We start from the raw sequence: 24,928 nt of genomic DNA, 5'->3' as shown, positions 1-24,928 counted from the left end.
CGAACTGAACGTGCAATCGCAAACTCTGGGAGGATATCATGCGACGGCATCTTATGACGACAACGGCAGCCATGCTGCTGGCACTGACCGGCTCGGCCTTCGCCGGGATGGAGGAGGCAAAACAGTTCCTGAGCAAGGAAATCGGCGACATGTCGACGCTTTCCAGCGCCGAGCAGGAAAAGGAGATGCAGTGGTTCATCGACGCGGCGAAGCCTTTCGCCGGCATGGACATCAAGGTCGTCTCCGAAACCATCACCACTCATGAATACGAATCCAAAGTGCTGGCGCCTGCCTTCACGGCAATCACCGGTATCAAGATTACTCACGACCTGATCGGCGAAGGCGACGTGGTCGAGAAGCTGCAGACGCAGATGCAGTCGGGCGAGAACATCTACGACGCCTACATCAACGACTCCGACCTCATCGGCACGCATTGGCGCTATCAGCAGGCGCGCAGCCTGACTGACTTCATGGCGAATGAAGGCAAGGATGTCACCAACCCGAACCTCGACATCGACGACTTCATCGGCAAGTCCTTCACCACCGCGCCGGACGGCAAGCTCTATCAGTTGCCCGACCAGCAGTTCGCGAACCTCTACTGGTTCCGCTACGACTGGTTCAACGACGAGAAGAACAAGGCGGATTTCAAGGCGAAGTACGGCTACGATCTCGGCGTTCCGGTCAACTGGTCTGCCTATGAAGATATCGCGGAGTTCTTCACCGGCCGTGAGATCGACGGCAAGAAGGTCTATGGCCATATGGATTACGGCAAGAAGGATCCGTCACTCGGCTGGCGCTTCACGGATGCCTGGCTCTCGATGGCCGGTAACGGCGACAAGGGTATTCCGAACGGTAAGCCGGTCGACGAGTGGGGCATCAAGGTCGACGAGAAGTCTCGTCCGGTGGGCTCATGCGTTGCGCGCGGTGGCGACACCAATGGTCCTGCGGCCGTCTATTCGATCCAGAAGTATCTCGACTGGATGAAGGCCTACGCGCCGGCGGCTGCACAGGGCATGACCTTCTCGGAATCGGGTCCGGTACCGTCGCAGGGCGAAGTCGCCCAACAGATGTTCACGTATACCGCTTTTACCGCTGACTTCGTGAAGGAAGGCCTGCCGGTGGTCAATTCGGACGGCACGCCGAAGTGGCGCTTCGCTCCGAGCCCACATGGTGTCTACTGGAAGGATGGCATGAAGCTCGGCTATCAGGACGCCGGCTCCTGGACGCTCATGAAATCCACCCCGGACGATCGCGCAAAGGCAGCCTGGCTCTATGCGCAGTTCGTGACATCAAAGACCGTGGACGTGAAGAAGAGCCATGTCGGTCTTACCTTCATTCGTCAGTCCACGCTTGACCACAAGTCCTTCACCGACCGTGCGCCCAAGCTCGGCGGCCTGATCGAGTTCTATCGCTCGCCGGCTCGTCTGCAGTGGTCGCCGACCGGCACCAACGTCCCGGACTATCCGAAGCTTGCCCAGCTGTGGTGGCAGGCGATCGGTGATGCGTCTTCGGGTGCAAAAACCGCACAAGAAGCGATGGATTCGCTTTGCGCCGAACAGGAGAAGGTGCTGCAGCGCCTCGAACGTGCCGGCGTCCAGGGCGATATCGGTCCCAAGCTTGCCGAGGAGCATGACCTCGAATACTGGAACAAGGACGCCGTCTCGAAAGGCAATCTCGCGCCGCAGTTGAAGGTCGAGAACGAGAAAGAAAAGCCGATCACCATCAACTACGACGAACTCGTGAAGAGCTGGCAGAACTGAGGCTTTGCCACCACGATCAATGGCCGAGGCGTGTCAAACGTCTCGGCCATATTGCGTGAGAGATGGACGTGAGCCATTCGATGGCTGGCTACACACCGGTCATCGTGTTTGATCTGATCTCTCGCCGACCGGAATGTCAGTTCTTTTGCATCGTCTCATCGATAATCTTCGAAATGCTGTAGAGCCGCTGCTCGATCAGCGTCGGAACTTCGCAGACATAGGTTAGCGACTGGACGCGTTCTTCGAAGATGCGCGTCTCCCATGTCAGCTGTTGGTCATGCCTGGCAAGCTCCGCCTGGTCGGTATCGGCTGCGGCTCGCATCCTGTCGATTTCCGCGGCCTTCTTTCTGACATCTGCCGCAAGCTGCCGTTGCTTTTCGGCATAGCGTGCAATGCCAGAGATGATCTGGCCGCGCTCTATATTGATCTTGTCGAACACCCCCATGAAAAGTTGCTCCAGCTTTTCATGCACCTGCTCTTTCGGCAGGGTCGCGGCATAATCCGAAACCTGCTTGCGAGCATTTTCGATCGGATTGCTGCGCTTGACGAGTTCGGCGGCAAGATCGGACACCCGAGGATCCCTGTCCCACTGCTTGGCCGTTTCGGGCAGTTCGTCCCCGTTCCAAACCTGGCCGATCGAGATCTCGGGCACTTTGCGTTGAATGCAAGGCCAGTCGGGATCGGCATTAGCCGCGGCGAAGGCCGTCGGTATGGCCGATAGCGCGGCGAGCATTGCGATCAGAGGAACATATCGGCTCATTGGCTTCCTCCCATATCCTGTTTGCGGACGGTGAGACCGCGTGCGGGATTATAGGCCAGAATAGCTCCGCCGAGCAGGGCGAGCGTGACGGCCACGACGACGATCAGCGATATCCATTCGATACGGCCGTAAAAGGCGAAGCGGATGAGCTCAACCGCATAGGTGAACGGGTTCAGGAGGCATATCTGATAGAGCAGGGGGCTCGCCTCCTGCACTCGCCAGAGCGGATAGAGTGCCGAGGAGGCGAAATACATGGGAAAGATCACGAAGTTCATGATGCCTGCAAAATTCTCCAACTGCTTGACGAGGGACGACAGCAGCATGCCGAGCGCTCCGAGCATCAATCCGGAGAAGAAGAGCGCAGGCAGGATCAGCATATAACCCCCGACCGGTGCTTTGACATCCCAGAACCAGGCAATCGCCAGAAAAGCATAGACCTGGAGGAGGGAAACGGCGACGCCCGCCAGAAGCTTGGAGGCCAGCAGGTACCAGCGGGGAAAGGGACTGACGAGCAGGATGCGCATGTTGCCCATCTCGCGGTCATAGACCATCGACAGTGAGGATTGCATGCCGCTGAAGAGGAGGATCATCCCGCACAATCCCGGCGTGATGTAGACCTCGTATAGAACATAGGTCTCGTAGGGTGGGATGATCGAAACACCGAGCACCTGCCGGAAACCGGCCGCGAATATGAAGAGCCAGAGCAGGGGACGAACAAGGGAGGAGACGAAACGTTCCTTCTGCGAAAGGTATCGAAGCCATTCTCGTTGGAGAATACCCTTGAGACAGACGAGATACTGGATCGGGGTGAACCCCTTCCATTTCTCCGACGGTGAACCCGCGAACGTTCTGGCTGCATCGGTCATGGCCTTCCTCCCCGAACATTCAAATCCGCGATGCCGGTCAGTTTTGAGAATGCCTGGTTGATTGTCTCCGTGCCTGTCTCAGAAAGAATGGTCGACACCTGGCCATCGGCGACGAGCCTTCCCTGGTCGAGAACAAGAACCTGATCCGCCTGTCCGACCTCATCGATGAGATGGGTCGCCCAAAGCACACTGATCCCTTGCTGTTGAACGAGCGCGCGGATGTCTTTCAGGATGGTCGCGCGTGACTTGATGTCGAGTCCCACCGTCGCTTCGTCGAGCAACAGCAGGGAGGGGCGATGCAACAGGGCGCGAATGATCTCGACCCGCCTGATCTGTCCGCCGGAAAGGCCGCGCACCTTTTCCTCGATACGGTCGGTCATATCGATCGACTGAAGAAGTTCGTCGATCCGCGGCCGCGCCACGCGCGTCCCGATACCGTGCAAGGCGGCGTGGTAGAGGAGATTCTGCCGGACACTCAGATCGAGATCGAGGGTGCGTGCCTGGAACACGATGCCGAGGCGCCTGAGCGCCGGACCCGAATTGCGGTTGATATCCTGGCCGAAAACGCGAATGCGGCCCGTTCGCGGCGAGAAAAGATGGCTGACGAGCGAGAAGAGCGTCGTCTTGCCGGCGCCATTGAGCCCAAGAAGCACGGTGAACCGCGATGGTTCTATGGAAAACGAGACATTGTCGAGCGCCTTTCGCTGGCCATAGCTATAGCTGACAGACGCGAGTTCGAGAGCGGCCGCCGCCGCTCTCTCCTCATCTTGGGACGTTTCTGTTAAACGGGATTGCAGCTTCATCGTATTGCCTTTCACAAGCGGCGGCTTGGCCGCGGCCCGAATGGGGCCTCACCTGGTTCGGCTACTTGATGATGATCTTGCCCGTCATGCCCTTGCCCGCCAAATCGGGAACCGACCACGTGTATTCGCCTGGCCGCACCGTCGTGAACTGGACGTTTATCGTTCCTTCGGAATCGAATTCCAGCCATGCAGGTGCGCCGTTCATGTGAACTTCGAGATCGTTGATGACGATCTGGTTCATCCAGACATTACGGAACAGATCGGTCATGAATTTGTATTCGAGGCCGGCCGCAGATGTGATTTTCCAGCGGTAGCCCTGTCCTGCAATAAGTTCAAAATCCTTCTGGTTCACGGCGAAGTTGTCGTCTTTCGATCCGAGGATCAATTCCGGAACATTCTGGCTGGCGCGCGTGACCTTGGGCGCATCGTCATCATCGTCGCTATCGGCGGATTGGGCGAAGGCCTGATTCTGCACCGAAAGAGCGCCGATGAGCGCGGCAAAGGCAATAGCTGTGAATTTCGACATGTCTTCCTCCCTTTGAAAAAATCGAAATATGGATCAGTCGGGTGCGACCGTCACACCCCAGGGCAGCGCCCCGACAGTGACGGACTTGATCGGTTCATCGCTCTCCGTGTCGATGAAGGTGATATCGTTCGAAAGGCCGTTGGTGCTGATCAGGTTCTTGCCGTCCGGCGTGAACGCCAATTGCCAGACGCGCTGGCCCACGAGGATGTATTTTTCGACCTCGTAGGTTTCCGTGTTAACAACCGCCACCCGGTTGGCAGGCCCGAGCGCGACATAGGCCTTCTTGCCATCCGCCGTGATTCGCACGCCCACGGGTTGTATCGCCTCCGAGCGTAAGCCCTGGATTTCGAAGGTGATCTTCTTGACGACCTCTCTGGAGGCGTTGTCGATGACGGAGATCGTGCCGCCGATTTCCGCGGATATCCAGACCTGCGATCCGTCCGGCTTGAACTCGGCGAAACGCGGGCGTGAATCAACGAGCACGTTCGCCACGATCTCGTGGGTCGACGTGTCGATGAAATGCGCCATGTTGGTGGTTTCTGATGTGTTCACCATCGTCTTGCCATCAGGACTGATGCCCATACCCTCAGGCTCCACGCCGACCGGTATCTCGGAGATCACGCTTTTCCTGTCGACGTCGATGACGGTGACGAGATTGTCGTCCTCATTGGCGACATAAAGGGTCTTGCCGTCTGGAGAGAGCACGAAAAGTTCAGGGTCCGGACCGGACGGCAGCGTTCCGATAATCTGATGAGTCGCGGTATCGATGATCTCCACCGTATCATCGTCGCTGGCGCAGACGTAAAGATGCTTCCCATCATGGGAAATCGTGATCCCGCGCGGTCTCTGCCCCACCTCGATCGTCTTCGTTACTTCCATCGTCTTGGAGTCGACGACTGTGACGGTATTGTCCTTCTCATTCGAGACATAGACGGCATTGGCCCAGGATGGCCCTACATCGACGACAGCCGCGATGGTTCCCGCAAGCAGGTAAGCATGTCTGCGCATTCTCTCCTCCCATTCCCGTTTATCAATTCAGTTTGCAGGCCGTCTCCGGCTGATCTATCCCCAATGTATCGAGTTCGGAAAACTGATGAAGAAATCCCTCCTGTGGTGAAGTGGAGATCACGCCGCGGCCGTCGCCGAGGAAGATTGGCTGGCGAAGCTGCCAATTCCACCGTCGGAAGGTCACCTTCTGCCCCTTGAATGCCGCCAGCGAGAAATTTTCATCTTTCAGGAAGGCTTCGATTTTTGCGGGGTCATTGCTGTTGGTCCGCGTCGCCGCCTCGCCGAGAATGCGGCCGGCCGTCCAAGCCTGCATGTCCTTGCCCAGCATGCGGCGTCCGGTCGCTTTCACGAAGCGGTTCTGGATCTGAGAACCGCCCCATTGCTCGCTGGCCGGATGCCAGGAGGATGGGATGAGGCCGGCTGTTCCGGCGACCGGCCTCGGATCCCAGGTCCGGTAGGGAACATAGCTGCCGAAGACTTCGCTTTCATCCGCGACGATCACCACGTCGTGTGCCGGCAGGTTCTGGGTGAAGACCGGCATCTGCCGTTGGACCTGAACGACGCCGCTGTCGGTGCGGCGGGCTGTGCCGGTATCCTTGTAGAGCCGTTCCTCGACGATCTTGGCGCCGAAGCGCTTCGCCGACCGCCGGATCGCGTCGGCGAAAAGCTGATCCGGTTCGTGGGAACCATAGAGAAGGACCCAGGTGCGCCATTGCTTCCAGATCAGATACTGAGCCAGGCCATCGGCAAGCATGCTCCGGGTCGGAGCGGTGTGGAAGACGTTGGAGCGGCATTCCTGTTCACGCAGGATATCGTCCGTCGATCCTACGTTGAAAAGAAGCACGCCGTTTTCCTTGGCGAGATCGGCGATGGAAAGCAATTGCCTGGCCGAGATGTCGGTCAGCACATATTTCTCGCCCCGGACCAGCATTTCCCGGAATACGGGGACAACATCCTCATCCCGCTTCGTCTGAACCACGTCCAGAGTGAAGGATTGCCCGAGAAACCTGCCGGTCGTGTTGTTGTCGTTGATAGCAACCTTTGCCCCCGCGACACCTTCATCCGCCGGAGGGATATCCAAAACCGAAAGGGCCAGTTGCGGCTCATAAGCTCGAATATAGCCTATCCGGATCTCGGTCGCGGGCTTAGCGGCCGGGTTTTGCTGCGCCATCGACTGCGGCGCATTGACGAAGAGCAAAAAACAAGCGAATAAAAATATAAGAGTATTAGGCACCGTACTCTTCATGATCATACCACGCCCTGCGCCGGCCTTCCGCGAAGGCAGACGCGCTGTACAGATGAGGTGCCCATTATGTTTGTAGCCCAATCCCCGATAAACTCAATACTTGTACTCAGCTTTTCTCGTCCTTGCCGTGAGAAATGCGGTACGCGGAGAGGCGTCTTATGACGTTGATGCTGGCCAGTGTTCAAAATCGCCAGGAAGCGGAGATCGCTCTGCAGGCGGGAGCGGATATCATTGATCTCAAGGATCCGGCGCGCGGCGCGCTTGGATCGGCCGATATCCGGCACATCGTCGATGTGGTCGGTTTCGTCTCCGGCAAAAGGCTCGTCAGTGCCGCCTGCGGAGAGTTTTCCGGCGATCCCGCGGCGCTGCGGTCAAAGGTCGAGGAGATAGCCTCGGCAGGGGTGGATTTCATCAAGATAGGATTTCTTCCATCCTCTCCCATCGCGGCAGGCGTGGAGGCTTTGGCCGATATTGCCGGCCGGAAGAAACTGATCGCCGTCCTTTTTGCCGATCATCGATATGAGGAGAACGTCATGACATCGTTCGCCAAAGCCGGCTTCTACGGCATCATGCTGGACACCGACGACAAATCGAAAGGGCGATTGCTGGATCATATGCCGCCTGATCACATTCCGGATTTCGTGGCCGAAGGGCACCGGCACGGATTGATGGTCGGTCTTGCGGGATCGCTGGAAGCGCCGGACATTCCAAGACTGCTGCCGAGCAAGCCGGATTACCTTGGCTTCCGCGGCGCGCTCTGCGAAGGCCTGTCCAGGAATGGCGATATCGACGCCGAAGCGACGGCAAAAATCCGCGCTCTTATTCCTGGAGACCGGCCCGCCGAAAAGCCTTCCGGCGTCGACCTCAAGCTCCTGGCGGCGCGGGGATATTTTCCCGGTTCGGCAGACGAGGATCTCGGCACGGATCAGATTTTCGTGCGGGATTTCGTCCTGCCGGTGCATATCGGTGCCTACAGTTTCGAACACGGCAAGCCTCAGAAGGTGCGGTTCGACGTCACGGCGGATGTACTTCGCGTAACCCGCGATCCGAAGGACATGCACCATATCGTATCCTACGACCTCATCATGGACGGCATCCGTGCGATTATCGGACGAGGTCATGTCGACCTGGTCGAAACGCTTGTCGAGCAGATAGCCGCATTCATTCTCGAAAATCCGCGTGTAGCCCGTGTGGTCGTGCGGGTGGAGAAGCTGGAACTTGGGCCAGGTGGTGTCGGAGTGCAGATCGAGCGGAAAAGGGAAAGCGCCCGGTCGTCGAACCCGCTTCGGGTCGTGGCGTCCGGCGACGGAGGAAGGAAAGTGGTATGACGCCGCTGGTCGTCAAGCTTGGAGGAAGCACGGCCGGTCGCATCGAGATGGAACAATGGATTGCCGTGCTGGCATCGGCGACCTTGCCCTTGGTGATCGTCCCCGGCGGTGGGCCGTTTGCCGATCAGGTGCGCTTCTCGCAGAAGGAGATGCATTTTTCGGATGCAGCAGCGCATGAGATGGCCATACTCGCCATGGAGCAGTTCGGCATCGTGATTGCCGAACGGCATCCGCGCTTTCAGCCGGCCCGTTCGCTCCATGATCTCGAAATGATCGTTGCGGAAGGCGGAGTACCGGTATGGCTTCCTTCGCAAATGACACGCAGTGCCGATATCGCACAATCCTGGGATGTCACGTCCGACTCGCTTGCCGCCTGGCTGTGCTGGCAGATCGACAGCCGACATCTCCTGCTGTGCAAGCAGGTCGATCCGGGCGCCCGGGACTTGCAAGCGCTGGTTGACAATGGCGTGGTGGATGCCATGCTGCCGGAACTGCTTGGGGAGGAGACAAGCTTGTACATTGCCGGACCGTCATCGCTGCGTTTGCAGCTGGCGGAGTTGCCTATGACGCGCATACCGGGACGCCGCGTGCGGATGCGCGAGGCGGCTGGAGGAGAAACTCGCGGATGACGCGGCTTCATACGCCGCGCTGGGCCTGGGTTCTGACCGGATCGGGCCATTTCTTCGTCGAATGTTTCGAATTGATCCGATCGCTCGACCATTGCGACGTCTTCGTGACGAAGGCGGCGGACGAGGTTTTGAGGATGTACGGGCTGAAGCTTGATTTTTCGGACACGACGCGCGTGCTGCGCGACAAGACGGCGAGCGCTGTTCCGGTCGGCGAATTCTATCACGGCGTCTACCATAGCGTCGTGATCGCTCCGGCGACGTCGAACACGGTTGCCAAATGCGTGGCCGGCATCTCCGATACGATCGCCACGAATGTCTATGCACAGGCCGGCAAATGCCGTCTGCCGTCGATCGTATTCGCATGCGACACTGCGCCGGAACTGGAGACGATGGCGCCGCACGGAATGGTGAAAGTTTATCCCCGGCCAATCGATCTGGAGAACACCGAACGTCTCAAGGCCTTTGAATACACCGAAGTCGTCGAATCCTTTGCCGATCTAAAACTGGCGGTGGCGCGCCGGAAGGGAGTGGTCGAGGGCAGTGGCTGAGCATCTCGTCTTCCTAACCGGACACCTGGCAAAAACCAGGCTCGAAAACGTTCTCGCCGGACTGGGAGCGACGCCATTCACTTACGAGATCATCGACATTGGCGTGAAGGTCGCCGCCCTGATGACGGAGGAGATCGTCAGCCGGCGCCTGCCTCGTTCATTGAAGGCGGACCGGGTCGTCCTGCCGGGGCGTTTCAGAGGGCATCTGGAGCGGTTGAGCGATACCTTCGGCGTCCCTTTCGTCCGCGGACCGGACGAGGTTGCGGACCTACCCATCTATCTTGGCCGGGCCGGAAAGGTGCCCGACCTCTCGCGCCACGATATGCGCATTTTCGCCGAGATCGTCGATGCATCGACCCTTTCGCTGGATGACCTGCTGCAACGAGCCAAAGCCCTTGCATCTGCCGGGGCGGACGTGATCGACCTCGGCTGTCTTCCCGACACGCCCTTCCTCCATCTGGCGGAAGCGGTCGGTCGACTCAAGGCCGAGGGACTTTCCGTCAGCGTCGACTCGGCAAATCCCGGCGAGCTGGAACTCGCCGCACGATCCGGCGTCGATTATCTCCTGAGCCTCAACGAAAAGACCATCGACATCGCCACTCGATATGAGGGGACGTCCATCCTCGTTCCGGCGATCCCGGGAGACCTTGATTCCCTCGGGCGTGCCATCGATGCGGCACGGAAAGCCGGGATATCCTTCATCGCCGATCCGGTTCTCGATCCGATCCATTTCGGCTTTGCAGCCTCTGTGGGACGCTTCATCGAGGCCCGGCGCCGCTGGCCGGATGTCGAGATGATGATGGGCACCGGAAATCTGACCGAATTGACGGACGCGGACTCGTCAGGGGTCACAGCGATCCTTGCTGGCCTCTGTTCCGAGCTTGCGATCGCCAACGTGCTGGTCGTCAACGTCAGTCCGCATACGGTGCGCACAGTGGAGGAGCATGATCGGGCGCGCCGGATCATGTTTGCTGCGAAGAACGACCATGCGCTGCCGCGCGGTTACGATGCCGGCCTCCTGCAGATCCATGACCGCTCGCCTTTCGCCAGCAGCGTCGCGGATATCAATGCGCTGGCTGAGACCGTGCGCGACGCCAATTTCCGGATCATGACCGCTCCGGACGGCATTCATGTCTTCAGCAATCAGGGGCATTGGACGGCGAAGGATGCTTTCGATCTCTTTCCTTCCCTCGATGTCGCGCAGGACGGTGCGCATGCCTTCTATCTCGGCGCGGAATTGATGAAGGCGCAAATCGCCTGGAAGCTGGGCAAACGCTATTCGCAGGACGAGCCGCTTGCCTGGGGCGTGGCGAGCCCTCGGACAAGCGAGGACCGCACCCGGCTTGCCGAGGCCGGGCATACGCTCCGGGCGAAGAAGGAAGGCTCATGACCTATATTCGGGAAACGATCGTGACGACGGTGAGCGCCGAAGGGCGCGTGCATATCGCCCCGCTCGGCATCATCGCACAGGATGACGGCTGGGTTATCGCGCCGTTCCGGCCCTCCACGACGCTTGAAAACCTCACTGCCGTGCCTTTCGCCATCGCCAATTATACGGATGACATGCGGATTTTCGCAGGCTGCCTCACCGGGCGGCGGGACTGGCCGGTCGTTGCGGTGGAAGGCTGCCCGGTCCCGCATCTGCAGGCGGCGCTCAGCCATTCCGTCCTGCAGGTCGCCTCCGTCAAAGAGGACGAGATACGCCCCCGCTATTTCTGCAAGGTCGTTGCCGAAGCCACGCACGCACCCTTCACGGGAATGAACCGCGCCAAGGCCGCTGTTCTGGAACTCGCGATCCTGGTGAGCAGGCTGCAAATGCTGCCGAAGGAAAAGATCGATTCGGAAATCGCTTATCTGACGATCGCGATCGAGAAGACGGCCGGGCCGGACGAGCGGCAGGCCTGGGATTGGCTGATGGAACGGGTGAACGCGCACCGTGCCACGCATTGAAGCGTTTGCCGGAAGGCCGCGAGCAAAAGGCCGCCTTATGGCTTTTCGCGTCCGGACCAGAGCAGGGCAACGGCAGCGGCAGGTGCTGCCTTGCTGGCGTGGTCCCGAGCTTCCTGCGAGGATGCGATGAGGGAGCCGAAATCGACATAGGGCCGCTCCAGGCGCCTGGCGAGCTGCATGATCTGCGGGCGGCCGATCCCCGCCCCCACGATGGGAGCGGCCTGGTTCAGCCGGGCATTGCCGGCGACCATGAATGCGCCGTTATAGATCATGCGCAGCTGATGCTCGCTGAACCAGCGGGCGATATCGATCCATTCGCTTTCGTCGAGATCGGTGCTGTCGCGGCCGACCATGCGGGCGAGGCGCCCGATCGAGCCTGCAAGCGATTTGGCTCTGCGGTCGGCGGCCGGATAGTGATCATCCGCCTCATCCAGAGTTCCGAGAATGCGCCCCAGATCGGCGGTGTTGGCGAAGTATTCGTTCATCAGCGGCGTCATCGTGCCGCGCACAGGAACCCGTTCGGCTATTCCGATCAGCGCGGAACGTGTGAAGCCGGTATAGACGAGCTCGCCGGTCAACAAGCGCTCCGCGTCGGAATAACCCGCGTTGCGAAGCTTTCCATTCTGGAACGCAATGATGTCGGTGGTTGTGGACCCCATGTCGACGAACAGGCCGTCCGTCTCCGTCCTCGCACTCAATTCAGCCGTTGCATGCCAATTGGCCGAGGCGATGTCGGGGCCGAGATCGTAGGCACGGGAAAGATCGACAAAGCCCGCACGGCCAGCATAGATACGGACACTGTCGCGGCCGAACTCTGTATCGATGAAGTCCAGGATACCGCGAATACCGTCTTCTCGTGACGGAAAGCCATCCGACAGCTCGCCTGTCATGGTGAAGACATGGGTGGCATTGCTTTGAAAAAGCGGTCGCAACCGATTCAGCGCCTTGCGCACCTGGTCAAGCCCGAGCCACATCGATGCCTTGAGGGTCGTGGCAAGCGTAATCTGGCCGTGTTCGGCCCGCGCCATCTTCAAATGCGCGCCGCCGATGTCCCAACCGATAATTGTTTCCTTTTCTTCTCTTGCAGTTCCGGCTTTCATGGGAGTCATCGTTTCTGCCGAGGTTTGATCATTGCTTATCATTCCAGTTCTCGACGTCAAAGACGGCCTTGTGGTGCGCGCGCAGATGGGCATGCGCGAGAGCTATAAGCCCATTGAGACGCCACTCAGCTCGACGCCGACGATCGAAAGCGTCGCCGACGGATTGCGCCGAATCCATCCATTTCCGGTTTTCTATGTGGCCGATCTCGATGCCATCGAGAAGGGCTCGAGCCCTTCCGCGACCGCCGACCCTCTGTTTCTTCTGCGGCCGAAACCCGATGTCTGGCTCGATGCCGGCTTTCGAGAGGCGAAGGACGTCGGAGCGGTGCTTGCAGATTCGCAGACGTTCGCGGTTCTTGGCTCGGAAAGCCAGGCCGATACGGATGTTCTCGGCGCGTTCGGCACGCATCCGAGACTGATCCTCTCCCTCGATTTTCGTGGCGGTGCCTTCCTGGGGCCTCCGTCCATCCTTTCGCATCCTCACCTTTGGCCAAAACGGGTGATTGTCATGACCCTCGACAAGGTGGGAGCGCGCCGCGGACCCGATTTCGATCGTCTGCAGGCCATCAAGGATGCCTCCGGAAACCGTGAGATCATCGCGGCGGGCGGTGTCCGCAACGTGGATGACCTGGAACGGCTGTACAGCATGGGTATTGCAGGCGCTCTCGTTGCGACCTCGTTGCATAGCGGTGAGCTCGACGGGGCGGAAATCTCCGCTTTCATGGATAAGTAAAATATATCCGAGAGAAGAAGTTTTTGCCTCTTCTCTCGGGTACACAGCCTCTCAATATGGCTTTGATTGTGGAGCGGGGATGAGCGCATGCTCAACCTCCCACTCCATTCTTTCGATACGAACCCGAAGCGTTGCCATCCTCAACGGTTCGCGCTTGAAGACGGCGCGCTGCTGAAGCCTAGAAGCCTCGACAACCGGCGCAACAGGCCGCCTGTTTCCACGGGCGACTCGCTCTGTGCGGGGTTGCTGCTTGTCTAAGCGCTGAAAGGATGCTTGACCGTGTCCCGCTGAGCGGTTGCTTCCGCCGCGGTCGGTTTGCCCGTCACGGCACGTTCTATCGCTTCCTTCGTCGCCCGGTAGTTATAGTCCTGGATCTTGGCATCGTCCTCGGCCTCCCAGTGGATGAAGACGCCGACGCAGATGAAGACGTCGTCTGCCTCTTCCGCAGGGATGATGCCTTCGGCAACACTGTCCTGCACTGCCTTTGCCACTGCGTGCTGTGCCGGGCCAAACATCTGCACGGCCTGTTTTGCACCCTTGATGGTGACCTTGTTGAACAGTATCGTATTAGGCTTGCATGCCAGGTTCGGCGCGATGACCGCAAGCAGCGATGTAAACCCGTCCTTGTTGTTCGTGAGTGCGTTGCAGAATGCCGTTTCCACGGCACTTCCGCGCGGTCCGATCAGAAGATCGATATGAGCGACTTCATTTCCCTCACCAACGAGAGACTCACCAACCATTACCTTGCTAATCTTTGCCACGGCCAATTCCTCCCTTGTACCGTATGGTCAAAAATGCGTTCGTCCAAAGAAGCCGTACCACACGAGACACGCGCTCGATGGACAGCTATCCTTGTTCGCAGCACCCTTTGACTGGGTCGGTTGGCCAGATAGCAGCGAGTAAGATTTGTTCGCCGATCAAATTCAACCATTTAAGTCGGGATTATGCAAGCCGAAGTTCATGTTGCAGACAAAAAGCGTGGCCACGGTGAGATCGGCAGAGGTTCCGGGATTGATATCCATGTCCTTGAGCCGTTTATCGAAGGCCAGCAGAACCTTTTCCCGCCTCGATAGGTTCATCTCGTCCGTTACCGTGCGGCGTATCATCTCCGCCTCTTTCCGGATTTCTTCGGCGAGATCGATGCCGTGCTTGCGCCCGACATGACTGTCGGGAAATGACGACAGGAAATGAAGGTAGACAAAGATCGTCGGCCACATGTCCTCTTCGCCCCTGTCTGCCGCTCCCGTCCATGCAGACAGGCCGCCGGTGAATATGTCCGCAAAGCCGGTCGTATATTGTCTCGCAATCATGTCGCGGTCGGCGGCCATGCCCATTGCCTCGAGGAGGGACACGGTCGGCTCCTCCCGGACATCCTGTTCTTCGGCGCTTCCAAGTCCTCCCGGATTGGTCAACCGGATGGCGGCGAAGACGTCGCGCGCATCGTCGGCGTCCAGGTCGTCCAATGTCCGGACGAGGTCCTTACGGAAGTCTGTCGTGGTGCTTTCGGCGGCCTTGGCGAGCGGTGCGCAGAGCAGGAGGATGCCGAGATTGGTGTTCGTTCCCACCTTTTCGCGCGTCGCCGTCACTGCGCCGAGAATGCGCCGGCCGACCGATGTTCGTGGTTCGCAAACCAGCGGCGCGCTGACCTCGGCGCTTTCAATGAACTGGGTCGCGGTCATCCGGTGGCCATCGGCGAAGCGATGGACATTGCCGGGTTTCAAGGCTTCGATCTCGGCCCGGCAAGCGCCGAGATAGGCGATCATGATCTGCTGCCGCGTCAGCGTCATGCGGCAGGTCTTTCCTTGATGTCAGGATTGAGAAGCTCGACCATTGCCCGGGCGATGCAATCGGAGATGCGGACGGGAACGACGGATTGCAGACCAGTCCAGGCGGGCATGCTGTTGACTTCCAGCACGAGGAGATTGCCTTCACACCCTTGAACGATGTCGATGCCGGCAAAGTCGGTGCCGATGGCCGAGGTCGCGGCAAGCGCAAGTTCCTCAAGCTTCTGACGCAATGGCCCTGCGACGGATTCCGCCTTTGCTCCGCGTGCGATATTGGTGATCCAGCCGTCGGCGCAACGTCCCATCATGCCGAGGATTTCGCCGTTGCTGACGAATATCCTGTAGTCCCGATAGGGTGGCCCATTCCGCACGACCAGACGCTGCAGGTAATAGACGTTATCGACATCATCAGGATCGGGCAGGTCCTCGATCGAACGGATGAGTCTGATTCCGCGCCCCTGCGAGCCGAAGAGCGGTTTCAGCACGAGCGGACCGTGAGACGCCTCGCGCTCGACGATGGTTTTGGCATTGTCGGGACCTTCCACGGCGAAGGTCTGCGGCGTCGGGATGCCGGCATTCGCGAGAAAAAACGTGGTTGTCGATTTGTCGACGCAGCGCTCGATCGCCTTGGCCGAGTTCCAGACGGGTACTCCGAGATGGGTGAGGGCGTGCAGGATGCCGAGGCGGCGCGTGACCGCTTCGAAAGTGCCGCCGGAGATGGAGCGGACGATCACACCTGCCGGAAGAGCGCCTTCGAGTGCCGGAATGTCGATGCCCGAAGGGTAGCGCGTATCGAACGCGATATCGGCAAGCGGGCAGAAGAGCGTCTCTGAACCGAGTTCTCGGAAGGAGCGCCGTAGCTGTTTCACCTGACCGTCGGGCTTGTCGGAAACGATGAGAATTTTATCGGAAATTGCTATCTGTTCAGCCAAGAGATTGCTCCAGCATCTGCCTGTTCCATTCGCCGGCACGGAAAGTCTCACCGGTTTCGACAGCCGTGACGATCACTTCGGCCGGGCTGAAGAGATGCGGATCGATCGCGTAGAAGTCGCCGTTGAATTTCTTGAAGGTTTCCGCGAAAGGTTGCCCGTAGTCGCGTGACCTGTTGCTCGGCAGTTGCTCGGCGAGTTCTCGTGCGGCGGATGCACTGCCACGAACGAACAGCTGCACCAGCCCACCATAGATGATAGCGTCGTTCGTCCGCCCCATGGCCTGCAGGAAATCGGGATGAGGAGCCGGAACCGGCGAGCATCCCGCCCCGTCGATGATGTTGTCCAGGGGGAAGTGGAGGCTGTGTGCCTTGTGAAGGGCGACCTCCAGGGAGCGGCCGATGATCTGCACGGAGCCGGCAAGGCTTTGTGTCGGGGCATAGATGAAAGTCAGGGCCTCAGGCGCCAGCCTGGTCGCAGCCGCCACCTTCTCGACAATGGCGGGGGGAGGAGGTTTGTCTGCCTCCAACACGAGGACGGATGTGGAAGCGTCGGTTTCGCTATAGGCGATTTCCTCGAACAACGGCTCCACGCGTGCCAGAAGGCGTGCAGGACCGGAGCCCATGGCGAAATATTTCTCGTGCGTGAGGCGCCAGCCGGCGTACTGGCTGCCGAGGCAGGCAAGGACCGGCTGCGAGGAATGGACTGTGACGGTTAGCGGCCACTGTTCATTGTGGCGATCGAGCGCCATGGAGACGGTCCCCAAGCCGCCCATGCAGATTTCCGTCATCCGCAGCCCCACTTCGAGCCCGCCGGGACTGTCCGCGCCGGCATCGATCAGATGTTCTCCGAGCGTTCCGCGAGTATGGGTAATGCCGAGCCGCTCTCCATCGGCAATGATCCGATCTACGATGCGCTGGGCACTTCTATTGAGGTGGGCTTTGCCGTTCATCATTGGAAACCCTCCTTCCAATGCTCCGCCATTTCGTTGACACGACGTTTCACGGCCCGTTCGGCGGCGGCGGCGGATCGTGCCTGGGCCAGGACGGTACAAACGGGGTCATCGGCGCATAGCGTCGATCCCGGGTTCTGGTGATCGGCCGTCATGTTAGGCCATTCGATCTGGGGAAAACGGGAAATGTCATAGGGTGCGTAGGCGATTGCCGAAGCTTTCGTTCCGCGATAGGTCGGCACCGTGATGTTCTCGCCCCGCACGGCACTCAAATGCGCGGCGAGCAGCGGTGCGTCTTCGCTGTCGAAGATATCGAGCGTTGCGCCCGGCCGTGGATTTATTTCGATGAGGTGCAGGCCGTCCGGCCCATCGATGAAATCAGCGCTGCAGAGACCGACGAGGCCGGTGCGCTTCGTCAGTTTGTCGAGCCAGCTGGTGATCTGCCTTTTCTTGTCACGGTCGAAGCGCCTAAGCCGCACGGCGCCGCCGTAGCGATAGGGCGAAGACTGTGAGGGCGCGGACCATTGCCGGCTGAAGCCCACGATGCGGGCGCTTCCCGACTGCGCCAGGAAGAGAGCCGAGATGCTGCTGCCCTGGACGAACTTCTGGTAATAATAGCCATTTTCCAGGGTTGTCGCCCCTGCGGGCCGGACATGCGAGCCTCCGGCGCCGCCGCCGAGCTTTATAAGCCAGCCGTTCTGCTCCGGCGCGGAGAAGCGGATTGCCGGATGCCTGATATCGAGATCCCGGCAGAGGCGAGACAAGCCTGCCGGATCCTTGACCGCGCGTATCGTCGCAGCACTGTTTCCGGCAATCCGAAAGGTTTGGGCGAGCATATCGAGGATGTCGGGGCTACGCTCGAAACCTGAGCCATATACCAGTGCGACCGGCTCCTCCTCTCGTGCCAGCCCCATCAGGATGTCGACTATTTTTCCGCCGTCGATTCCATCGCGTATGCTGCCGGGAAGTTGTGCAGTCCTCTCAGCCAGAGCGACAGTATCGGAGTCGCCAAAGAGATCGGCCACCAGCGGTCTGAAACCGGCGCGGCGCGCTGCTGCGGCAAGTGACCGGCCGGAAATGGCCGCGATCAGGATGGCAGGGCTATTTTTCGATGCTGCGGGCAAGGGCGAAAGCATCCTGGAAATCGTAGATGACCGGTTTTTCGGTGCCGATCATCTGTTTGAACAGGCCGGATTGAGTCTTGTATTTAAGGTTTCCGATGGTGAGAGCACCGATGCCGATCGCCGATGTCTCGCCCAGTTTATCGGCCTTTGCATTGGCCGCCAGGCCTTCGATACCCGAGGGCGGTACGGCATTGACATCCGCCGCGATGAGCAGATGCGTCGCCGAGTGAAGTTGCCCAGCCGAGATTACTCTGACGCCGGCTTTTGCTGCGGCCAGGACAACCTCGGTCTCCTGCAGCAAGCCCGTCTTTTTCTCTTCCGTCGAGCCATCGGCCGCCGTCACCGTGACGCCAAAACGGGCCTCGATGGCTTTCGCTATCTCTTCTACGCGGCTCGTTCCGTCGTGGCCCGCCAGCGTGACGTCTGCGCCTTCCTTGGCGGATATCACGGCCGTGCAATAACCGACGACGCCGGTCGCTCCGAAAATCGTCACTTTTGTTCCGGCAAGGCTTCGGCCATGCAGTTTTTTGAGCGCCGCCTCGACCTTGGCCGCCATTGCCGCAGCCGTCGTGAACGAACCGGCGGGATCGGCAAAAACCGAAATTTCGAAGGGAGGCACCATTGCCGCTCTCGCGGCATCGATCATGTCGAGCGCCAGGACGGTATCTCGCCCGGCAATGAAAACACCGGTGGAGACACCGGCATCCGGTGGGCGCGAGAAGATTGCATCCTGAACGAGGCCGGTCACGTCGGCGAGCGCCACATCCGTGTAGGGAATGACATGATCATAACCCGCATCAAGAGCCATGTTGACGTCGAAGGGGCTCATCTGTCTCAGCGGCGTGAGCATATGAAGAATGGTTTTCCGGCCCATTGCTTTGCCTCCCCTAGCAGCGGTTCTTGTATGCCAGCTCAAATTCGGCTGGTTTTGTCTTTCGCGTGATCGTCGCCCCATTGTTTCTGGCGGCGACGATACGGATCGTCGTCTGGGTATCCTGCAGCGCAGAGGCGGCGGTGATGCGTTCGGCCGCAACCTGCGATTCAGCAAAAGCGAACCCTGTTGGCCCCCAGGAGCTTTGTCCGATACCCACTGCGCCACATTCAGCAAGCCTCGTGAGCGTTTCCTCTACCGCCCGACTGGCGAAACGCCCGCCTTGAGCCGGCGCGAAATAATCGCCGAGCTTCTGCTGGATCGCCGTGATCGCATTGCCGAACGTCGCGATGTCCTTCTCAATCAAGGCAGGCATGATCTCCATCAGCGCATGGCGGCAGATCGAAGCGGAGCTCTCCTCAGGAAACGGTGGAAGTGTGCGGAAGGCTTTGATTTCTGCGTCTCCGTGAATGCCCTGGGCGCTGCTGTCCAGGACCAGGATGATGCGCCATTCGTTCGGAAACGGGATGCGGGAAATGACGGTCGGCGTCAGGTCGTCCTTGGCCTTGCCGGCGTCAAAAATGAGACCGCCTTCTTCGAAAGCCGCAATGCCGATCCCCGATCGCGCGCCGCGCCCGAGAAAGGCGGCATCGTCGCTGACGCGAAACGGCAGACCGTGCAATGTCCGAAGAGCCGCCGAAACGGCGAGCGCGAGCTGGGTCCCAGATCCCAATCCGGCATGAGCGGGAATGGTCTCGAACACGGTGATCTGATGATGATCGGCGAGATCGAGATGGGATCGGAGAGCCGCCAGGTGCGAGAATACGCGGGCGCTCTCATTGCCATGAACACTGGTCCTCGTCGCCCTCGATACTTCCAGCCTGGTTGATATGCCATCGAGAGGCAGGCCGATGCTTCCAAAGCGCGAGCTGTCCTTTCCAGGGATATCCAAAAATCCGAGGTGCAAGCGGCCAGGAACTTGAATGGAGACGGAGTCCGACATCGGTTCAATTCTGAACTTTTTGATAATCGGGCCCTCAGTTCATGTTATCCTATTTTGCTACCGGCGCAAGCCGGCGTGAAGCGGCGGGTGAAAGAAACGAGGAGCATCTGCGATGAGCGACGAGACGGCACGGAGACGGGAGCACGTTTATTCGGAGGACGAGATCGTCTCGAAACTGCAGGCGGAGCTTCCGCATTGGCGTTACGAAAACGGCTGGATTCGCCGCAAATACAAAACGCATGGCTGGAAATCCACGTTGATGGTCATCAATACCGTCGGCCATCTGGCAGAGGCGGCATGGCATCATCCGGATATCAAGGCATCCTACGCCTGGGTGGAGGTCTTGCTGACGAATCATGCGGCAAAAGGCGTTACCGACAAGGATTTCGAACTCGCCAGGAAGATTGAGGACGTCGTCCAGTGGGAGCCAGGCAAGGAAGGTGGGGCTCTGGAAGGTACCCCCAATACCGATCAGCGATTTGCGTACTTGAAATACGATAGCTGACTGCATTTTTCGCCGGATGGACTTCACATTTGGCGAAGAACGGATAAATTCAGGTCGGCACCAGAAAGTTTCGGAGTGTGATGGTTGCATGGATCGGCAGCCGAACAGTTCCTTTGCCGGCAGCAATCGAGCAGGTGGCAAAGCTTCTGGCAAAAAGCCGCTGCCCGGTATTCTCCCTCGATTCGGACATCCATGGATGCCGCTGCCTGATAGCGTTGGCAGAGCAGGTCGGGGCGACCTATGACCATGTGAACGGTCGCGATCTCGTTCATCAGGTCGCTCTGCATACGGATATCGGCGGGTTCTTTGGGACGGCGACGGAAGTACAGCGTCGCGCTGATGTGATTGTCGTCGTCGGAGAGGTTCCTGCCGCTCATCACGATCTGCTTCTTTCTCTTGCGGCCACGACGCCGGACCTGCCTCGGTCTGGCAAGCGACGCTGGTTTCACATCAAGGGCAAGGAGACTGCGGCCCTGAGCGGCGAATTGCGGCGGCGGGCAAAGGTTGTCGACGCCGGTTCGTCCGATCTTCCCATCGATGCGGTGCTTGGGGCTCTCAGAGCATCACTGGCTGCGAGAAAAGCATCTGTTGTGCTCGACAATATCGACGCCTTTCTGGGGGCGGTGGCGAACGCGGGTTTTCCCGTTTTCGTCTTCTCTCATTTCGGAGATGCCGCCAGCCTCACGATGCTGCAGGGCATGCTCATCGACATCAATAAAAAACAGCGTGCGACGGCTCTTTTCCTGCCTTCCGACGACGCTGCTTGGGGCATGGTCCTCGCATCGACCTGGATGACGGGATTCCCGCCGCGAACCGGCTTTTCGAGCGGATCGCCAGTTTATGACCCATGGCTTTGCGATGTGGATCGGATGATAGCCGGAAAGGAGGCAGATCTGCATCTGTGGGTCTCGGAGCGTGATGATGTGGACCCGCCGAGGCGTAGCGGCCTGCCGACGATCGTGCTGACGAGAAGCGACCGGCCGGTAGCCGGCGCAGCGGTTGCCATCCGCATCGGCAAAGCGGGTCTCGACCATGATGGCGTGGTTTATTCGAGCCGCATCGGAACCTTGAGGTCCGCTGCGGCAAAAGCGCCGTCCGATCTTCCCAGTGTTTACGCGATCGTCGAGCAGCTTCAGCATGCCTTGCAGGGTGAGGACGTGGCCTCATGCTGATCCGTCTTGCAGGGGGAGAAGTGATCGATCCGGTCAACGGCTTGGCGGGCAAGCGCGATGTCTGGATCAAGGACGGCATCATCGTCGAGAAACCCGTCTCCAAAAGGGCGGACAAGACCTATGATCTTTCAGGCTGCTTCGTCATGGCCGGGGCGATAGACATTCATTCCCATATCGGCGGCGGCAATGTGAATACTGCGCGTCTTCTGCTGCCGGAACAACACACCGCGCATCTCAAGCGGCCGCAACATACGCCGCTTTCGAATGCTGGGTGGTCGACGTTCCGGACGGGGTGCCTCTACGCGCAGATGGGGTTCACGACCGTGGTCGAACCGGCCATGTCGCCGACGAACGCGTTGCATGCCCATATGGAGCTCGCCGACATCCCGATCATCGACAAGGCGACGCTGGCGATCCTCGGCAACGACGATTTCCTCCTGTCGATGATCCGCGACAATGCCTCGTCGGCAATGATCGACGACTACGTGGCCTGGACCGTATCGAGGTCGAGGGCGCTTGGTGTGAAGGTTATCAATGCCGGCGCCTCGGCCGCCTTCAAGGAGAACATCCGCACTTTCTCCTTCGACGACGTTGTCCCCTCCTACGGCGTCAGTTCCCGCAGGATCGTGGAGGTGCTGCAGGCCTCTGTCGGTCGTCTCGGTATCCCCCATCCCCTCCATGTTCATGCCAACAACCTTGGAGTTGCGGGAAATGCCGCGACGGCCGCTGAGACAATCGGCGCGTCAAATGGTCGGCCGCTCCATCTCGCGCACCTGCAGTTCTATGGTTACGGCACGGAGGGAAAACGTGGCTTCTCGTCGGAGGCCGCCCGTCTGGCCGAACTGGTCAACGGCAATCCGGATGTGACAATCGATGTCGGGCAGGTGATGTTCGGGCAGACCGTGACGATTTCTGCTGACGTCATCAGGCAATATTCCGGAATGCGGACCGCCAGTCCGAAAAAATCCGTTCTCTTCGATGGGGACGGCAATGGCGGCGGGATCGTGCCTTACCGCTATCGCCAGGATTTTTATGGTTCGCTGCAATGGGCGGTGGGGCTGGAGCTCTTCCTGCTGATCGACGACCCCTGGCGGGTCTTCTTCACCACCGACCATCCAAACGGTGCTCCCTTCACGGCCTATCCGGAACTTTTCGAGCTGTTGATGCGCCGCGATGTCCGCAACGCGAAGATGGCGGAACTCGACCAGTCCGCGCTGGAGCTGACCACGCTTGCCTCGATCTCGCGCGAATATACGCTTGATGAAATTGCCGTTATGACGAGAGGGGCGCCCGCCAAACTGCTCGGGCTCGATGATCGCGGTCATCTCGGTCCCGGCGCGATCGCGGATATCGCCGTCTACCGGAAGGGGCAAGATGTCCAGAAGATGTTCCGCGACGCCGCATTGGTGTTCAAGAACGGCGATCTGGTCGTTCAGGACGGCGTGGTGACGCACTATCGCTGGGGGAGGGCGCTGCGGCTCAATCCGCCGTCCGACAAAGGGATCGTCAAACGTATGCAAGCCTATCACGAGGACCGCTACGGGCTGTCGCTCGATTGGTTCACCTTCCCGGATTCGGCGATTTCTCGCGAAAACCCGTTTGCGGAGGTCGCATGCAAGAGCTGACCCGTAATGGCATTGTGATCGATGACACGTTCGCGGAAGCGTTCGGCATGCGGGCGACCGCGATCATCATCACGGCGCCGACCCTGAAATGGGCGCGTCAGGCGGCCATCACCATGACCGGCTTTGCGACCTCCGTCATCGGTTGCGGTTGCGAAGCGGCGATCGACATCGACATTCCGGCATCGGAGACGCCGGACGGGCGTCCCGGCTGCCGCGTGATGATCTTCGCGATGAGCACCGACGATCTGCAGAAGCAGTTGAAGACGAGGCTCGGCCAGTGCGTTCTGACGTCGCCCGGCAGCGCCTGCTTCGCGGACCTCAAAGGCAGTGCCTCCCTCGATCTCGGTTCGTCGCTGCGCTACTTCGGAGATGGTTGGCAGATTTCGAAGAAGTTCGGCGGAAGGCATTATTGGCGCGTGCCGGTCATGGACGGCGAATTTCTTTGCGAGGCGAAGACCGGCCTGACCAAAGATGCGGTCGGCGGCGGGAACTTTCTGCTTCTCGCCGCGGATGCCGAAAAGGCACTGGCCGCCGCCGAGCGGGCCGTGGCGGCGATCGAAAAGGTTCCGGGTGCGATCATGCCCTTTCCGGGCGGCATCGTGCGGTCCGGCTCGAAGGTTGGCGGCAAGTACAAGGGCATGATGGCTTCGACCAACGATGCCTATGCGCCGACGCTGCGCGGTGTGGTCAAGAGTGCGCTTGGCCCGGAGATCAATGCGGTCCTGGAGATCGTGATCGATGGCGAGAACAACGACGCGGTGAACGCCGCGATGCGGGCCGGGCTGAAGGCCGTCATCGATTTCGGGCCCAAGCGCGGTGCGTTGCGCATCAGCGCGGGAAACTACGGCGGCAAGCTCGGCAAGTTCCATTATCATCTGAAGGATCTCCTGCCATGAAGCCGCTGACCTTCACGCTTCGCTCCGAGCCGGGGGAAAGGCTTGACCTGTCCGGCCTGATCCCCGACCGGCTCAGTGGCATGCCGGTGGCCGAAATCGCCGGATTGCCGATCGGCACCAGTCGGAGTCCCGCCATCGTCGGAGACATCTTCAAGATTACCGGTGCCGATGCCGCCAATATCGTCTTTGCCGGAGGCAGCGGGCGTTTCGATTTTGTCGGCGCGGAAATGAAGACAGGGCGCATCCGCGTTGACGGCGATGTCGGTGCCCGCGCCGGCCGCCGCATGGCCGGCGGTACACTTGTGATCGAGGGCAAAGCCGGATTGCAGGCTGGATCCGGCCTCAAGAACGGACGCATCGAGATCAATGGCGATGCAGGCGAGGGGATCGGCGGGCCGATGGCAGGTGAAATCCACGGCATGACCGGCGGTCTCATCATCGTGCGCGGCAAGGCAGGGCATCGTCCCGGCGAGAGGATGCGGCGCGGCATCATCGCGCTCCTGAAAGGCTGCGGCGATTATGCAGGCCTCAACATGGTTGCCGGGACGATTGTCGTCACCGGCCGCGTCGGCCACTATCCGGGCCACCTGATGAAGCGCGGATCGCTCCTGTTCGACCGGCGGCCGGCCGACCTTTCACCCACATTCATGGATTGCGGCCGGGTCGATATCGCCTTTCCGGCGCTGTTCGATCGTTATCTGATGGAGGAAAAGATCCTCGACCGGCCGCTGCTTGGCGCAAAACCCACCCGTTTGGGCGGTGACAATGCCGTTCTGGGCAAGGGTGAAATCATGTTTCCGCGAGGGTGAG

General features: G+C 59.7%; 26 protein-coding genes. 12 read left to right on the top strand and 14 right to left on the bottom strand.

Features of this window, described 5'->3' with window-relative positions:
- Nucleotides 1-38: 38 nt before the first annotated feature.
- Complete coding sequence (locus tag QEO92_RS19305; RefSeq protein WP_037153234.1) at nucleotides 39-1,760, top strand: ABC transporter substrate-binding protein; 1,722 nt, start codon at nucleotides 39-41, stop codon at nucleotides 1,758-1,760.
- Nucleotides 1,761-1,896: 136 nt separating this feature from the next.
- Here QEO92_RS19305 and QEO92_RS19300 read toward each other — a convergent pair whose 3' ends face one another.
- From QEO92_RS19300 to QEO92_RS19275, 6 genes are all read right to left on the bottom strand, one after another.
- Entirely contained in the window at nucleotides 1,897-2,520 is a 624-nt protein-coding gene (locus QEO92_RS19300; protein WP_037153230.1) for a hypothetical protein, read from the bottom strand.
- Complete coding sequence (locus QEO92_RS19295) at nucleotides 2,517-3,386, bottom strand: ABC transporter permease (protein ID WP_227704101.1); 870 nt, start codon at nucleotides 3,384-3,386, stop codon at nucleotides 2,517-2,519. Before QEO92_RS19295 ends, QEO92_RS19300 begins: the two co-directional genes overlap by 4 nt.
- A complete protein-coding gene (locus QEO92_RS19290; protein WP_037153792.1) occupies nucleotides 3,383-4,189 on the bottom strand; it encodes an ATP-binding cassette domain-containing protein in 807 nt (268 codons plus the stop codon). Before QEO92_RS19290 ends, QEO92_RS19295 begins: the two co-directional genes overlap by 4 nt.
- 61 nt (nucleotides 4,190-4,250) lie before the next feature.
- Nucleotides 4,251-4,715: a cupredoxin domain-containing protein gene (locus QEO92_RS19285; protein ID WP_037153226.1), complete on the bottom strand. Its 465-nt coding sequence runs from the start codon at nucleotides 4,713-4,715 to the stop codon at nucleotides 4,251-4,253.
- A gap of 33 nt (nucleotides 4,716-4,748) precedes the next feature.
- The gene (locus QEO92_RS19280) at nucleotides 4,749-5,723 is read right to left on the bottom strand and encodes a YVTN family beta-propeller repeat protein (RefSeq protein WP_037153223.1); all 975 of its coding nucleotides are present in this window, start codon (nucleotides 5,721-5,723) and stop codon (nucleotides 4,749-4,751) included.
- Between the two features lie 22 nt (nucleotides 5,724-5,745).
- A complete protein-coding gene (locus tag QEO92_RS19275; protein WP_227704100.1) occupies nucleotides 5,746-6,894 on the bottom strand; it encodes an ABC transporter substrate-binding protein in 1,149 nt (382 codons plus the stop codon).
- 233 nt (nucleotides 6,895-7,127) lie between these two features.
- On the opposite strand from QEO92_RS19275, the gene QEO92_RS19270 reads away from it, so the two are divergent.
- Genes QEO92_RS19270 through QEO92_RS19250 form a run of 5 tightly spaced genes read left to right on the top strand, consistent with a single transcriptional unit; the run spans nucleotide 7,128 to nucleotide 11,424 of the window.
- On the top strand, nucleotides 7,128-8,297 hold the full coding sequence (locus tag QEO92_RS19270; protein ID WP_227704099.1) for a (5-formylfuran-3-yl)methyl phosphate synthase: 1,170 nt from the start codon (nucleotides 7,128-7,130) through the stop codon (nucleotides 8,295-8,297).
- Complete coding sequence (locus tag QEO92_RS19265) at nucleotides 8,294-8,926, top strand: amino acid kinase family protein (RefSeq protein WP_037153218.1); 633 nt, start codon at nucleotides 8,294-8,296, stop codon at nucleotides 8,924-8,926. The genes QEO92_RS19270 and QEO92_RS19265 overlap by 4 nt, the downstream gene beginning before the upstream one ends.
- Nucleotides 8,923-9,474 (top strand): flavoprotein, encoded by a 552-nt coding sequence (locus tag QEO92_RS19260; protein WP_037153215.1) that lies wholly within the window; start codon nucleotides 8,923-8,925, stop codon nucleotides 9,472-9,474. The genes QEO92_RS19265 and QEO92_RS19260 overlap by 4 nt, the downstream gene beginning before the upstream one ends.
- Nucleotides 9,467-10,864, top strand: a complete 1,398-nt coding sequence (locus QEO92_RS19255) for a DUF6513 domain-containing protein (protein WP_227704098.1) — start codon at nucleotides 9,467-9,469, stop codon at nucleotides 10,862-10,864. Before QEO92_RS19260 ends, QEO92_RS19255 begins: the two co-directional genes overlap by 8 nt.
- Nucleotides 10,861-11,424 (top strand): DUF447 domain-containing protein, encoded by a 564-nt coding sequence (locus tag QEO92_RS19250; RefSeq protein WP_227704097.1) that lies wholly within the window; start codon nucleotides 10,861-10,863, stop codon nucleotides 11,422-11,424. Before QEO92_RS19255 ends, QEO92_RS19250 begins: the two co-directional genes overlap by 4 nt.
- Nucleotides 11,425-11,459: 35 nt before the next feature.
- Here QEO92_RS19250 and QEO92_RS19245 read toward each other — a convergent pair whose 3' ends face one another.
- Complete coding sequence (locus QEO92_RS19245) at nucleotides 11,460-12,524, bottom strand: hydantoinase/oxoprolinase family protein (RefSeq protein ID WP_227704096.1); 1,065 nt, start codon at nucleotides 12,522-12,524, stop codon at nucleotides 11,460-11,462.
- Nucleotides 12,525-12,555: 31 nt separating this feature from the next.
- Between QEO92_RS19245 and QEO92_RS19240 the strand changes: the two genes are divergently transcribed.
- On the top strand, nucleotides 12,556-13,257 hold the full coding sequence (locus QEO92_RS19240) for a HisA/HisF-related TIM barrel protein (RefSeq protein WP_227704095.1): 702 nt from the start codon (nucleotides 12,556-12,558) through the stop codon (nucleotides 13,255-13,257).
- A 254-nt stretch (nucleotides 13,258-13,511) separates the two neighbouring features.
- Here QEO92_RS19240 and fae read toward each other — a convergent pair whose 3' ends face one another.
- The 7 genes from fae to QEO92_RS19205 form a co-directional block, all read right to left on the bottom strand.
- Nucleotides 13,512-14,018: a formaldehyde-activating enzyme gene (gene fae / locus QEO92_RS19235; RefSeq protein WP_037153787.1), complete on the bottom strand. Its 507-nt coding sequence runs from the start codon at nucleotides 14,016-14,018 to the stop codon at nucleotides 13,512-13,514.
- A 162-nt stretch (nucleotides 14,019-14,180) separates the two neighbouring features.
- Nucleotides 14,181-15,044: a triphosphoribosyl-dephospho-CoA synthase gene (locus tag QEO92_RS19230; protein ID WP_227704094.1), complete on the bottom strand. Its 864-nt coding sequence runs from the start codon at nucleotides 15,042-15,044 to the stop codon at nucleotides 14,181-14,183.
- Complete coding sequence (locus QEO92_RS19225) at nucleotides 15,041-15,973, bottom strand: ATP-grasp domain-containing protein (protein WP_227704093.1); 933 nt, start codon at nucleotides 15,971-15,973, stop codon at nucleotides 15,041-15,043. Before QEO92_RS19225 ends, QEO92_RS19230 begins: the two co-directional genes overlap by 4 nt.
- A complete protein-coding gene (gene mch, locus QEO92_RS19220; RefSeq protein WP_152601156.1) occupies nucleotides 15,966-16,925 on the bottom strand; it encodes a methenyltetrahydromethanopterin cyclohydrolase in 960 nt (319 codons plus the stop codon). The genes QEO92_RS19225 and mch overlap by 8 nt, the downstream gene beginning before the upstream one ends.
- A complete protein-coding gene (locus tag QEO92_RS19215; RefSeq protein ID WP_227704092.1) occupies nucleotides 16,922-18,058 on the bottom strand; it encodes an ATP-grasp domain-containing protein in 1,137 nt (378 codons plus the stop codon). The genes mch and QEO92_RS19215 overlap by 4 nt, the downstream gene beginning before the upstream one ends.
- Nucleotides 18,024-18,920, bottom strand: a complete 897-nt coding sequence (locus tag QEO92_RS19210) for an NAD(P)-dependent methylenetetrahydromethanopterin dehydrogenase (RefSeq protein ID WP_037153194.1) — start codon at nucleotides 18,918-18,920, stop codon at nucleotides 18,024-18,026. Before QEO92_RS19210 ends, QEO92_RS19215 begins: the two co-directional genes overlap by 35 nt.
- A gap of 13 nt (nucleotides 18,921-18,933) precedes the next feature.
- A complete protein-coding gene (locus QEO92_RS19205; RefSeq protein ID WP_244446907.1) occupies nucleotides 18,934-19,869 on the bottom strand; it encodes a beta-ribofuranosylaminobenzene 5'-phosphate synthase family protein in 936 nt (311 codons plus the stop codon).
- A gap of 163 nt (nucleotides 19,870-20,032) precedes the next feature.
- Here QEO92_RS19205 and QEO92_RS19200 point away from each other — a divergent pair, with 163 nt between their 5' ends.
- From QEO92_RS19200 to QEO92_RS19180, 5 genes are all read left to right on the top strand, one after another.
- Nucleotides 20,033-20,425 (top strand): 4a-hydroxytetrahydrobiopterin dehydratase, encoded by a 393-nt coding sequence (locus QEO92_RS19200; protein ID WP_037153188.1) that lies wholly within the window; start codon nucleotides 20,033-20,035, stop codon nucleotides 20,423-20,425.
- An 80-nt stretch (nucleotides 20,426-20,505) separates the two neighbouring features.
- Entirely contained in the window at nucleotides 20,506-21,597 is a 1,092-nt protein-coding gene (locus QEO92_RS19195; protein WP_227704091.1) for a molybdopterin-binding domain-containing protein, read from the top strand.
- Nucleotides 21,591-23,222 carry a formylmethanofuran dehydrogenase subunit A gene (locus QEO92_RS19190; protein ID WP_227704090.1) on the top strand — a complete coding sequence of 544 codons (1,632 nt, stop codon included), beginning with the start codon at nucleotides 21,591-21,593 and terminating at the stop codon, nucleotides 23,220-23,222. Before QEO92_RS19195 ends, QEO92_RS19190 begins: the two co-directional genes overlap by 7 nt.
- Entirely contained in the window at nucleotides 23,210-24,118 is a 909-nt protein-coding gene (gene fhcD, locus QEO92_RS19185) for a formylmethanofuran--tetrahydromethanopterin N-formyltransferase (protein WP_227704089.1), read from the top strand. The genes QEO92_RS19190 and fhcD overlap by 13 nt, the downstream gene beginning before the upstream one ends.
- Nucleotides 24,115-24,927: a formylmethanofuran dehydrogenase subunit C gene (locus QEO92_RS19180; protein WP_037153178.1), complete on the top strand. Its 813-nt coding sequence runs from the start codon at nucleotides 24,115-24,117 to the stop codon at nucleotides 24,925-24,927. Before fhcD ends, QEO92_RS19180 begins: the two co-directional genes overlap by 4 nt.
- Nucleotide 24,928 lies beyond the last annotated feature (1 nt).

This window comes from Neorhizobium petrolearium, assembly GCF_029854435.1.
GTDB lineage: Bacteria > Pseudomonadota > Alphaproteobacteria > Rhizobiales > Rhizobiaceae > Neorhizobium > Neorhizobium petrolearium.
Note: the sequence above shows the minus strand (reverse complement) of the source record. Positions and strands in the feature narration are given on the sequence as shown.